This is a genomic window from Streptomyces sp. NPDC098789 (genome assembly GCF_044759975.1).
In the GTDB taxonomy this organism is placed as follows: Bacteria; Actinomycetota; Actinomycetes; order Streptomycetales; family Streptomycetaceae; genus Streptomyces.
In genome coordinates, this window is record NZ_JBIWAJ010000002.1 from 86,468 (window position 1) to 97,395 (window position 10,928).

Annotated in this window: 12 protein-coding genes; 3 read left to right on the forward strand and 9 right to left on the reverse strand. The window is 70.7% G+C overall.

From position 1 onward, the window contains the following. Positions 1-44 precede the first annotated feature (44 nt). The gene (locus tag ACIQWR_RS04605) at positions 45-1,037 is read right to left on the reverse strand and encodes a hypothetical protein (protein ID WP_404005121.1); all 993 of its coding nucleotides are present in this window, start codon (positions 1,035-1,037) and stop codon (positions 45-47) included. A gap of 367 nt (positions 1,038-1,404) precedes the next feature. Between ACIQWR_RS04605 and ACIQWR_RS04610 the strand changes: the two genes are divergently transcribed. After that, positions 1,405-2,046, forward strand: coding sequence for a helix-turn-helix domain-containing protein (locus ACIQWR_RS04610; RefSeq protein WP_354384399.1), 642 nt, complete (start codon positions 1,405-1,407; stop codon positions 2,044-2,046). A 55-nt stretch (positions 2,047-2,101) separates the two neighbouring features. Next, a complete protein-coding gene (locus ACIQWR_RS04615; RefSeq protein ID WP_404005123.1) occupies positions 2,102-2,878 on the forward strand; it encodes a S16 family serine protease in 777 nt (258 codons plus the stop codon). Here ACIQWR_RS04615 and ACIQWR_RS04620 read toward each other — a convergent pair. The 8 genes from ACIQWR_RS04620 to ACIQWR_RS04655 form a co-directional block, all read right to left on the reverse strand. Continuing rightward, positions 2,808-4,100 carry an MFS transporter gene (locus ACIQWR_RS04620; protein ID WP_404005124.1) on the reverse strand — a complete coding sequence of 431 codons (1,293 nt, stop codon included), beginning with the start codon at positions 4,098-4,100 and terminating at the stop codon, positions 2,808-2,810. The two genes, ACIQWR_RS04615 and ACIQWR_RS04620, sit on opposite strands and share 71 nt — an antisense overlap. After that, the gene (locus ACIQWR_RS04625; RefSeq protein ID WP_404005126.1) at positions 4,097-4,396 is read right to left on the reverse strand and encodes a hypothetical protein; all 300 of its coding nucleotides are present in this window, start codon (positions 4,394-4,396) and stop codon (positions 4,097-4,099) included. Before ACIQWR_RS04625 ends, ACIQWR_RS04620 begins: the two co-directional genes overlap by 4 nt. Before the next feature lie 126 nt (positions 4,397-4,522). Continuing rightward, on the reverse strand, positions 4,523-5,179 hold the full coding sequence (locus ACIQWR_RS04630; RefSeq protein WP_404005127.1) for a helix-turn-helix domain-containing protein: 657 nt from the start codon (positions 5,177-5,179) through the stop codon (positions 4,523-4,525). 64 nt (positions 5,180-5,243) lie between these two features. Beyond that, a complete protein-coding gene (locus tag ACIQWR_RS04635; RefSeq protein ID WP_404005128.1) occupies positions 5,244-6,260 on the reverse strand; it encodes a glycine betaine ABC transporter substrate-binding protein in 1,017 nt (338 codons plus the stop codon). Next, complete coding sequence (locus ACIQWR_RS04640) at positions 6,261-7,148, reverse strand: ABC transporter permease (protein WP_404005129.1); 888 nt, start codon at positions 7,146-7,148, stop codon at positions 6,261-6,263. It lies immediately after the preceding gene. After that, positions 7,145-8,347, reverse strand: a complete 1,203-nt coding sequence (locus ACIQWR_RS04645) for an ABC transporter ATP-binding protein (protein WP_399267661.1) — start codon at positions 8,345-8,347, stop codon at positions 7,145-7,147. The genes ACIQWR_RS04640 and ACIQWR_RS04645 overlap by 4 nt, the downstream gene beginning before the upstream one ends. A gap of 133 nt (positions 8,348-8,480) precedes the next feature. Beyond that, positions 8,481-9,128 (reverse strand): ABC transporter permease, encoded by a 648-nt coding sequence (locus tag ACIQWR_RS04650; RefSeq protein WP_404005130.1) that lies wholly within the window; start codon positions 9,126-9,128, stop codon positions 8,481-8,483. A gap of 60 nt (positions 9,129-9,188) precedes the next feature. Beyond that, on the reverse strand, positions 9,189-9,659 hold the full coding sequence (locus ACIQWR_RS04655; protein WP_404005131.1) for an Lrp/AsnC family transcriptional regulator: 471 nt from the start codon (positions 9,657-9,659) through the stop codon (positions 9,189-9,191). A gap of 122 nt (positions 9,660-9,781) precedes the next feature. Between ACIQWR_RS04655 and hppD the strand changes: the two genes are divergently transcribed. Beyond that, positions 9,782-10,927 carry a 4-hydroxyphenylpyruvate dioxygenase gene (hppD, locus tag ACIQWR_RS04660; RefSeq protein ID WP_399267590.1) on the forward strand — a complete coding sequence of 382 codons (1,146 nt, stop codon included), beginning with the start codon at positions 9,782-9,784 and terminating at the stop codon, positions 10,925-10,927. The last annotated feature ends 1 nt before the right edge of the window (position 10,928 follow it).

The window sequence follows — 10,928 nt, forward strand, 5'->3', positions numbered from 1 at the left end:
CCCGTCCGTTCACGTCCGTCCACCGTCGCCCCGAGGGGCGGGTGTTACGCGGTCTGGCGACGGCGGCGGCCGGTGCCCGCGACCAGGGCCGCGCCCATGGCGAGGGCCACGCCCGCGCCACCGAGGGCCCAGGAGGTGGCGGCGTCGGCGCCGGTCTCGGCGAGCTCGCCACCGGCGTTGTTGCTGCCGGTGTTGTTGCCGCCGTTGTTGTGGTCGACGACCGGGGTGGTGGTGCCACCGTCGGGCTTCGGGTTGTTGGTGTTGCCACCGGTGTTGCCGTTGCCGTGGTCACCGCCGGTGTTGCCACCGCCGTTGGTGCCGCGGGAGATCTTCGAGTACTCGATGGCCGTGTCGGACCAGATGTCCTCGTCGAGGTTGCTACCGCCGGAGGCGGCGAAGAGGATCTCGCCGACCGGGGCGTTCGCACCGAAGCGGACACGGACGGAGAGCTCCGTGGTGCCCTTCGGGAGGTTGATGTCGTCCGTCAGCAGGGCGACGGGGGTGCCGGCCTCGTTGAGGATCTCGGCGTTGTGCCAGCTGCCGCCGACCAGGACCTGGACCTGGACGTCCTTGGTCTTCAGCTTGGCGCTCTCGTCGGCCACGGCCAGCACGAGGACGTAGCTCTTCTGGGCCTTGCCGTCGTTGTCGACGGTGACCTTGAATCCGGACCAGTCGCCACCCGCCTTGAAGGAGGACGGGACGCCCTTCAGGCCCAGCTTCGGGCCCGGGGCGGCGATCTCGTCCTCGTCGCCGGGCAGCGGCGCCGGAGCCGGCACCTTGCCGTCGGCGACCGGCGGCACGATCGGTGCGGGCACGATCGGGGCCGGGACGACCGGCGGGGTGACCGGGACGACGGGGGCCGGGGTCTCGGCCTTGTCCGTCTTGTCCGCCGCCGGGGCGGCGTCCTTCGTCAGGTCGGTGTCCGGGGTCGTGACCGAGGTGTTCTTGACCTCGTCGGCCATCGCCGGCGTGGCCATGAGGACCGTCGGACCGACCACGGCTGCGGCGGCCACGACGGCCATGCGCTTCAGGTTCATTGGTGTGTAATCCCTCCCGTGTGGCTCCGGGCATGACTGCCCGTCCCCACCCCCAACATTTTTGAACGCGCTCAGACTAATCGCTCTTTAAACAGTTTTTACCGCGGGGTAGGTCACGACTTGGCACGGGGCCCCGGAGCGAACCGGCATATACGGGTAGTAGGCGCCCGGATTCTGGACGAGCCCTTCCGCTGAGCGGACCCGCTCGCTACTGTCCCCGCAATGAACGCCCCGTGGCAGTGCCGCCGCGGGAGCGCAGCCGGTGCCATGGTTTGTACCGGCGGCCTCTCCGTGCGTCGCCGAAGGGATACGGCAGCGCTCCACCCCGCGAGAGTCACCGCCGCTCACCGAAAGAGGGAGAGGCGTCGTGACCGCGGAAACCTCCCAGACTCTCGACAGAGGGCTCAGAGTCCTCAAACTGCTCGCCGACACCGACCACGGTCTGACCGTCACCGAGCTGTCCAACCGCCTCGGTGTCAACCGCACCGTGGTCTACCGCCTCCTCGCCACGCTGGAGCAGCACGCCCTGGTCCGCCGTGACCTCGGCGGCCGCGCCCGCGTCGGGCTCGGCGTACTGCGGCTGGGACGTCAGGTCCACCCGCTCGTGCGCGAGGCGGCCCTGCCGGCGCTCCGCTCCCTCGCCGAGGACATAGGGGCCACCGCGCACCTGACCCTCGTCGACGGGACCGAGGCGCTCGCCGTGGCCGTCGTGGAACCCACCTGGACCGACTACCACGTCGCCTACCGGGCGGGCTTCCGCCACCCGCTGGACCGCGGTGCCGCGGGCCGGGCGATCCTGGCCGCCCGTCAGGGCTCCTTGATCGACCCCGGGTACACCTTGACCCACGGGGAGCTGGAAGCGGGCGCCAGCGGCGCTGCTGCGCCCCTGGTGGGCATCACGGGCCTGGAGGGCAGCGTGGGCGTCGTGATGCTCGCCGACGCCGTGCCCGAACGGGTCGGTCCGCGGGTCGTGGACGCGGCCCGCGAGGTCGCCGACGCGCTGCGCTGAGCCGGAGCGGGCGCCCGGCGGCTAGATTGGCCGGGTGCTCTCTCGCCTCACACGCATGTCGCGTCCCGCCGCCCTGGCCGTCTGCGCCGCGCCCCTGCTCGCCCTGTTCGGCGTGGCCGCCCTGGCGCCGCTGCCGTTCATCCTCGCGAGTCCGGGCCTGACCACGGACGTGCTCGGGGCGAAGGACGGCAAGCCCGTGATCACGGTCACGGGCGCGCCGACCCGGGAGACCAGCGGGCACCTGCGGATGACCACGATCCTGGCCACCGGCCCGTCCAGCACGGTCAGCCTGGCCGAGCTGGTCGACAACTGGTTCCGGACGGACCGTGCGGTCATGCCCAAGGAAGCGGTCTACCCGACGGGCGGCAGCGACAAGGAGATCACCGCGCACAACCTGGAGGAAATGACCAAGTCGCAGTCGGCCGCCGCCCAGGCCGCGCTCGGCTTCCTCCACAAGAGCCCCGACACGGTGAAGGTCGACCTCAACCTCGCCGACGTCGGCGGCCCCAGTGCCGGTCTGCTCTTCTCCCTCGGCATCGTCGACAAGCTCGACGGCGACGGGAAGGGCGGCGACCTCACCGGCGGTCGCGACATCGCCGGTACGGGCACGATCACCGCCGACGGCACCGTCGGCGCGGTCGGGGGCGTGGCGCTCAAGACCCAGGCCGCCGCGCGGGACGGTGCGACCGTCTTCCTGGTGCCCAAGGCCGAGTGCTCGGACGCCAGGTCCGAACTCCCCGAAGGGCTGCGGCTGATCCCCGTCACGACCCTGACGGAAGCGGTGAACGATCTGCGGGCACTGAATCTCGGGGAGCCGGTTCCGTCCTGCTGAGCGGCGGCTTCTCCATCGCCCGCCAGGCCGGGAAGACCAGCGGGGCGAGGGTCGTCAGCAGGTAGGCCCCGCCGAAGAGCAGCAGGGCCGGGCCGATGCCCCAGCCGTCCACCAGCAGGCCGGCGGCGAGTCCGCCGAGCGGCATGGTCAGTTCGCAGCCCGCCGTGGTCACGCCCGCCACCCGGCTGCGCAGTGCGTCGGGCACGTGTTCGTAGAGCACCGTGGTGAGGACGGGGTTGAGCACACCCGCCCCGAGCCCGGACAGCGCCATCGTCACCGCGAGCGGCAGGGTGGTGTCGGTGAGGCCCGCCACCAGGAAGCGCGGCGCCCCGCAGAGCAGGAAGGCCACCGCGAACACCGACCGCCGGGGGAGCCGGTCGCCCCAGGCGCCGTAGAGCAGCGCGCCCAGCAGCGCGGAGCCACCGAAGAGGGAGATCAGCAGGCCGATCGCGGTGGCCCCGCCGAGCGCCTCGCGGCCGTGCACCGGCAGCAGCACGGCGCCCCACCCCTGGTCGATGCCGTTCGTCAGCATGACCATGAAGGTGATCCCCAGCAGCAGCCGGGACCCCAGGAGGAACCGCCACCCCTCGCCCAGCTCCGCCCGGTACCCCGCCAGGGACACCGACCCGGCCCGGCCCTGCGGTTCGGCCGCCGGCACCCCGCGCAGGAACGCACCGACCAGCAGTGCGGAGACCCCGAAGGTGGCCGCGTCCAGCAGCAGGACGGACTCGGCCCCGAAGAACGCGATGAGGACGCCCGCCAGCGCGGCCCCGATCATCCGCGCCCCGCGCGAGACCGCGTCGTAGAGCCCGGCGGCCCGCATGAGGCTGGTGCCCGCGTGCTCGGCGAGGTCGGGCAGCAGCACGCCGCGGGCGGTCAGTCCCGGGGTGTGCACCAGCCCGCCGACGGCCATCAGCGCGCACAGCATCCAGAATTCCAGCGCCCCCGCGTAGTGCAGCAAGGGGATGGTGGCGACGGAGAGGGCGGAGATCAGGTCCGAGGCCACCGAGACCCGGCGGCGGCCGATCCGGTCGATGACCGGCCCCCCGACGAGGGCGGCCACGATGACGGGCAGGGTGGCGCAGAAGGCCACGACCCCGGCCCGGCCCGCGCTGCCCGTGGTCTGGAGGACGAACCACGGGACGCCGATGAGGGTGAGCGAACTACCGGCTATCGAGATGGTGTTGGCGGCCAGGACCGCCGCGAACGGGCGCCTGCTCATGCCGCGTGCGGATGCGCGGAGCCCTGGCCGTAGCCCTGGCCGTGGGCGAGCAGCCGCGTCCCGGCGGCGACGAGCGCCTTGCCGAGCAGGGTGCGCACGCCCGGTACGGAAGCGGTGTCGGCCTCCCGGGCGTGGGTCAGGGCGTCCCGCCGGGCGGCGGCTCCGGCGGCCCCCGCGGTCAGTTCGGCGGTGCGGGCGGCGTGCAGGACGGCGTGGGTCTCGGCGGGCGTGAAGGCGTGCGTGAGCGCGGGCGTCAGGGCGTGCGTGAGGACGGGAGCGGCAGGCGTGGAAGGCATGGCAGGACTCTTTCCGGCAGGCGGATGCAGGTCAATCGGTTTCCGGGGTGGTGCGGGTGGTGCGGGAGGTGTTGCGGGTGGTGCAGGAGATGTAGGGGAGAGGGCCGGTGCCCAGCAGGGCCGGGGCTAGTCGGACGTCCGGGGGAAGACGTGCGTGTGGAAGCGGACCGTCTCGGTCTCTTCCGCGGGGCCCAGATCGCGGTAACTGTTGATCAGGTCGTGCATCTTGTGGATCAGTTCGTGCGCCTGGTCGGCGGTCAGGCGCAGCGTGAAGTCGCTGAGGTCCGCGCCCCGGCGCCACTCCGTCGACCAGGTGTGGGAGGTGCCGAGCCAGGTGTTCATCTCCTGCGCGTGGATGGTCGCGATCTCGTGCAGGAAGACCTCCGCCGCGCTGCGCGTGGCCGGGTCGGCGTCGTGCGTCATGGTCTCGTCGAAGCTCGTGCCCTCATGGGAGGCCCGCCACCAGCGCTCGCGGCCCTTGCCGTGCTCGGGCGCGTCCTCGACGAACCCGTGGGCGGCGAGCTGGCGCAGGTGGTAGCTGGTGGCGCCGCTGGACTCGCCCAGCTGCTCGGCCAGTTGGGAGGCGGTGGCCGGGCCGTTGTGGCGGAGGGCGGCCAGCAGTCGTATGCGCAACGGGTGGGCGAGCCCGCGCAGGGCGTGCGCGTCGAGATTGCGGACCTTGGGTGCGGTGGACGGTTCGGCGGACGGTTCGGAAGGCGTGGGCGTGGACGCGGGTGGTTCGGCTTCGGCGGCGGGCTGCGGGGGCTCGGCGTTCTCGGGCATGCCTCAACCCTAAGCTTGCAAAGAGACCTTTGCAAGGACTTCTTTGCATAGCTTTCTTTGGAACTCAGCCCTCCTTGATGAACCCCTGCTCGATCAGCCACTGCTTCGCCACGTCGTGCGGGTCCTGCCCCTCCACGTCCACCTTCGCGTTCAGGTCCTGCGCCACCCGCGTCGTGAGCCGACGCGTCAACGGGTCCAGCAGCTGCGCGATCACCGGGTACTTGGCCAGCGTCTTCGCGTGGATCTCGGGGGCCGCGTTGTAGTTGGGGAAGAACCTCCGGTCGTCCGTCAGCGTGTCCAGGTCCATCGCCTTGATCCGGCCGTCCGTGGTGAAGGCCTCGCCCAGCAGGCAGGAGTCCGACTTCGACACCTGCGTGTAGATGATCCCGGCGTCCATCTTGCGCACGTTGCCCGCCGGGATCTTCATCTCGTAGGCCCGCTCCATCCCCGTCAGGCCGTCCTCCCGCGAGGCGAACTCGTTCTCCACGCACACCGTCACCGCACCCGGGTCCTCCCGGGCCAGCTTCGCCATGTCCGACATGGTCTTCAGGTGGTACTTGGCGTTGTTCTTCTTGCTGATCGCCAGCGTGTAGGTGTTGTTGAGGGACGACTGCGGCAGCCACGCCACGCCGTTCTTCACGTCCGCCTCGCGGACCGCCTCCCACTGCGCGTGCGGGTCGTCGATCGGCTCGGCATTGCCGAGGTAGGTGATCCAGGCCGTGCCCGTGTACTCGTACATCGCGTCCGCGTCGCCCTTGACGATCGCCTCGCGCGCGCTGATCGAGCCGGGCAGGTTCGTCCGGTCGAGGACCTCCGCCCCCGCAGCCTTGAAGATCAGCCCGATCATCTGGCCGAGGACGATGTTCTCGCTGAAGTTCTTCGAGGTGACCGTCAAGGAGGCGCCCTTGAGGGGGAGTCCCTGCCCGACCGAGCCGGGCACCACGTCGTCCACCAGCGGTGACCCGCTCTTGAGCCCGCACCCCGACACCGCCGCCAGCAGCACCGCCGCCGCGAGCGCGGACCGTACCCCTGCCCGCGCACCCGCCCGTACTCCTGCCCGCACGCCGGATCCCGTACCCATCTAGGCCTCCAGCCCGCGCGGCGTCATGACCGTCTCGGCCAGCGAGGCCAGCCAGTCCACGAACAGGGCCAGCGCCACCGTCAGCACCGACCCCAGCACCAGCACCGGCATCCGCTGCGTCTGGATCCCCGAGGTGATCAGGTCGCCGAGGCCGCCGCCCCCGCCGAAGGTGGCCAGGGCCGCCGTGCCGACGTTGAGCACCAGGGCCGTCCGTACGCCCGCCAGGATCAGCGGGACGGCGAGCGGCAGTTCCACCCTGCCCAGCGTCCCCAGCGAGGACATCCCGATCCCGCGCGCCGCCTCCACCAGCTGGGGATCGATGGCCCGCAGCCCGGCCACGGTGTTGGAGAGCACCGGCAGCACGGCGTAGGCGACCATCCCGATGATCGCGGTCGAGGGCCCGATGCCCAGCCAGATCACCAGCAGTGCCAACAGGCCGATCGCCGGGGTGGCCTGACCGATGTTGGCGATCGCGGTGACCACGGGCGCCGCCCTGCGCAGCCCGCCCCGGGTGAGCGCGATGCCCAGCGGGATCGCGATGACCAGGACCCAGAAGGTGGAGATCGCGGTCAGTTGGACGTGCTGGCGGAGCCGCAGTTGCACGTTCCCGCCGCTGAGGGAGTTCTCGGCGATCGTGTCCAGGTGGATGTTGGTGATCCACAGGTACGTCGTCAGCAGCACCACCGCCAGCACCGCGGGCAGCACGACCAGCTGCGTCCAGGTGATCCGCCGCCGGGGCCGGGCCGCGGCGGCCGACGGTTCCGCGGCCCCCTCGTGCGGATCCTGCGGATCCTCGATCAGCGCCTCGTCGCGGAAGGCGTGCCCCATGACCTCGTGCTCACCCGGCGGGCGCTCGGGGGAGGGGACCGGTGACCTCCCGGTGCTCATGAGGGCTCCGCACCACCCTCCAGCTCTCGATCGGTGCGGTGGTGGCGCAGTTCCTCCAGGTCGTGCTGGTGCTCGGCGGCCGCGAGCCGGTCCGCCTCCAGCATCTCGTGCACCGAGTTCATCAGGGTCTCCACGTCGACGACGCCGATGTACTCCCCGCGCCGTCCGGTCACCGCCACCCGGCCGCCGCTGTCCGTCAGGACCGCCTCCAGCGCGTCGTGCAGCGTGGCGTCCCGGGTCACCGTGTCGTGCACCAGCTGGCCCGCCCGCGCGAGGGAGCCCTTGGCGCGCATCAGGTCGCCGCGCCGCAGCCACTTGTAGGGGCGCCCGCGCCGGTCCAGCATCAGCAGTTCGTTGTGCGGGCCGGTGCGCAGCTTGTTGAAGATCTGCTGGAGCGGGTCGTCGACCGTCACCGTGGGGAAGTCGGCGATCTCGACCTCCCGGACCCGGGTGAGGTTGAGCCGCTTGAGGGCGGCGCCCGCGCCGACGAAGCCGGAGACGAAGTCGTCGGCCGGATTGGTCAGGATCGCCTCGGGGGTGTCGAACTGGGCGATGTGCGAGCGTTCGCGCAGCACCGCGATCCGGTCGCCCAGCTTGATGGCCTCGTCGAAGTCGTGGGTGACGAAGACGATCGTCTTGTGCAGCTCGTGCTGGAGCCGGATCAGCTCGTCCTGGAGGTGGTCGCGGGTGATCGGGTCGACCGCGCCGAAGGGCTCGTCCATCAACAGCACCGGCGGGTCGGCGGCCAGTGCCCGGGCCACGCCCACGCGCTGCTGCTGGCCGCCCGAGAGCTGGCGCGGATAGCGGCCGTGGAACTCCCTCGGGTCCAGGCCCACCAGGTCGAGCATCTCCTCGACCCGGTCCTTCACCCGGGACTTGGACCAGCCGACCATCTTGGGGACGAGGGCGATGTTCTCGGCGACCGTCATGTGCGGGAAGAGCCCGGACGACTGGATCGCGTACCCGATCTTGCGCCGCAGCTTGACCGGGTCCATGTCGGTGACGTCCTCGTCGCCGATCCGGATCCGGCCCGAGCTGGGCTCGATCAGCCTGTTGATCATCTTGAGGGTGGTGGACTTCCCGCAGCCCGAGGGGCCGACGAAGACGACGGTCTCGCCGGCCTTGATGTCCATGGAGACGCCGTCCACGGAGGGGTTGGGGTTGCCCGGGTAGCGCTTGGTCAGCTCCTCCAGCCGGATGGCCGCCCCGGAGGCCGAGGAGCCGGCCGAGGAGCCGGCGGAGGAACCGGCCGCGGGGCCCGCGGAGGCGCCGGCCGGGGAGCGGCCCGGGGGGTCGGCCGATGCGGACGGTGCGCCAGTGGTCTCGATCGGCTCAGACACGGATTCCCCTCGGGATGGTGAGACGACCGAGCAGGACGTACGCGGCGTCGAAGAGCAGGGCGAGGATGACGATGCCCACGGTCCCGGCCAGCACCTGGTTGATGGCGTTGGCGCTGCCGAGCGAGGCGATCCCGCGGAAGATCTCGTTGCCGAGCCCGGGGCCCGAGGCGTACGCGGCGATCGCGGCGATGCCCATGAGCATCTGCGTGGAGACCCGGATGCCGGTCAGGATCGGCGGCCAGGCGAGCGGTAGCTCGACCCTCAGGAGCCGGGCGGTGCGCGACATCCCGATGCCGGTGGCGGCGTCGACGAGGGCCGGGTCGACGCCCCGCAGCCCCACGATCGAGTTCCGGACGATCGGCAGCAGCCCGTAGAGGGTCAGCGCGATCACGGTCGGTGCGACGCCGAGCCCGACGAGCGGGATCAGCAGACCGAGCAGGGCCAGCGAGGGGACGGTCAGCACGGTCGAGGTGGAGACGATGGCCAGGTTGCCCGCCCAGCCGCTGCGGTAGGTCAGGACGCCGATCGCGATGCCGAGCACGGTCGCGATCACCATGCACTGGAAGACGGCGCTGGCGTGCTGGAAGGCGTCGGTCAGCAGCTGCTGGTGGCGGTGGGAGAGGTAGGACCAGAAGCTCACGCCGCGTCACCTCGTCCTTCGTGTCGGCCCGGTGCGGCCCTGGTGAAGGGGCAGTGGACCTCAGTCGTCCTCGGCCGCCTGTTCGACCAGCGGGATGATCCGCAAGGGTACGGGATTCTCCATGACAATTGCCGTCGAAGCCCGCACGATGCCATCAAATCCGACAACCCGGTCGATCACCCGCTGGAGGTCCGCGTTGGAACGGGCCACCAGCCGGCAGAGCATGTCCCCGTGGCCCGTGGTGGTGTGCAGCTCCAGCACCTCCGGAACCCCGGTCAAGTGCGCCCGTACGTCCGCGCCTTGCCCCTGTTTGATCTCCAGCGTGGCGAAGGCCGTGACCGGGTAGCCGAGCGCCGTCGGATCCACCTGCGGACCGAATCCGCGGATGACGCCATTCGACTGAAGCCGGTCCAGACGCGCCTGTACCGTGCCGCGCGCGACGCCGAGCCGCCGCGAGGCCTCCAGGACCCCGATCCGGGGTTCCCGGGCGAGCAGCACGATGAGCCTGCCGTCCAGTTGATCGATCGCCATGGATGTCCTTTCGCTGGTCATCCTGTACAGATGCTGCATTCATCCTGCGGTCTCACTGGTCAATATGCGCAATGGAAATGCGAACTATTGCGCAGCTTGTGGTTCGGCGGGACTCTGCGCTCATGACTGAGACCCTCGATCACGCCACGGACGCCGCCCGCACGGCAGACCCCTTCCCGGTCAAGGGAATGGACGCGGTGGTCTTCGCCGTCGGCAATGCCAAGCAGGCCGCGCACTTCTACTCCACGGCCTTCGGCATGAAGCTCGTCGCCTACTCCGGCCCGGAGAACGGCTGCCGCGAGACCGCGAGCTACGTCCTGACCAACGGCTCCGCGCGCTTCGTCCTGACCTCGGTCATCAAGCCGTCCACCGACCACGGCCGCTTCATCGCCGAGCACGTCGCCGAGCACGGCGACGGTGTCATCGACCTCGCGATCGAGGTCCCGGACGCCCGCGCCGCCTACGCCTTCGCCGTCGAGCAGGGCGCCCGCGGCCTGGACGAGCCGTACGAGCTGAAGGACGAGCACGGCACGGTCGTACTGGCCGCGATCGCCACCTACGGCCAGACCCGCCACACCCTGGTCGACCGCTCGAACTACACCGGCCCCTACCTGCCGGGCTTCGTCAGCGTCGCCCCCCTGGTGGAGGGCCCGGCCAAGCGGACCTTCCAGGCGATCGACCACTGCGTCGGCAACGTCGAGCTGGGCCGCATGAACGAGTGGGTCGCCTTCTACAACAAGGTCATGGGCTTCACGAACATGAAGGAGTTCGTGGGCGACGACATCGCGACCGAGTACTCGGCGCTGATGTCGAAGGTCGTCGCGGACGGCACCCTGAAGGTGAAGTTCCCGATCAACGAGCCGGCGATCGCGAAGAAGAAGTCGCAGATCGACGAGTACCTGGAGTTCTACGGCAGCGCGGGCGTCCAGCACATCGCGCTGGCGACGAACGACATCGTCTCGACGGTACGGACGATGCGCGCGGCCGGCGTGGCCTTCCTCGACACCCCGGACTCGTACTACGACACCCTCGGCGAGTGGGCGGGCGAGACCCGGGTGCCGGTGGAGACCCTGCGCGAGCTGAAGATCCTCGTCGACCGCGATGAGGACGGCTACCTGCTGCAGATCTTCACCAAGCCGGTCCAGGACAAGCCGACCGTCTTCTTCGAGATGATCGAGCGCCACGGCTCCATGGGCTTCGGCAAGGGCAACTTCAAGGCCCTGTTCGAGGCGATCGAGCGCGAGCAGGAGAAGCGCGGCAACCTCTAGC

What these genes read in the sequence shown, in the direction of transcription:
- ACIQWR_RS04605 (WP_404005121.1), bottom strand. Translation starts at nt 1,037, where the DNA reads ATGAACCTGAAGCGCATGGCCGTCGTGGCCGCCGCAGCCGTGGTCGGT.
- ACIQWR_RS04615 (WP_404005123.1), top strand. Translation starts at nt 2,102, where the DNA reads ATGTCGCGTCCCGCCGCCCTGGCCGTCTGCGCCGCGCCCCTGCTCGCC.
- ACIQWR_RS04620 (WP_404005124.1), bottom strand. Translation starts at nt 4,100, where the DNA reads ATGAGCAGGCGCCCGTTCGCGGCGGTCCTGGCCGCCAACACCATCTCG.
- ACIQWR_RS04625 (WP_404005126.1), bottom strand. Translation starts at nt 4,396, where the DNA reads ATGCCTTCCACGCCTGCCGCTCCCGTCCTCACGCACGCCCTGACGCCC.
- ACIQWR_RS04630 (WP_404005127.1), bottom strand. Translation starts at nt 5,179, where the DNA reads ATGCCCGAGAACGCCGAGCCCCCGCAGCCCGCCGCCGAAGCCGAACCA.
- ACIQWR_RS04635 (WP_404005128.1), bottom strand. Translation starts at nt 6,260, where the DNA reads ATGGGTACGGGATCCGGCGTGCGGGCAGGAGTACGGGCGGGTGCGCGG.
- ACIQWR_RS04640 (WP_404005129.1), bottom strand. Translation starts at nt 7,148, where the DNA reads ATGAGCACCGGGAGGTCACCGGTCCCCTCCCCCGAGCGCCCGCCGGGT.
- ACIQWR_RS04655 (WP_404005131.1), bottom strand. Translation starts at nt 9,659, where the DNA reads ATGGCGATCGATCAACTGGACGGCAGGCTCATCGTGCTGCTCGCCCGG.
- hppD (WP_399267590.1), top strand. Translation starts at nt 9,782, where the DNA reads ATGACTGAGACCCTCGATCACGCCACGGACGCCGCCCGCACGGCAGAC.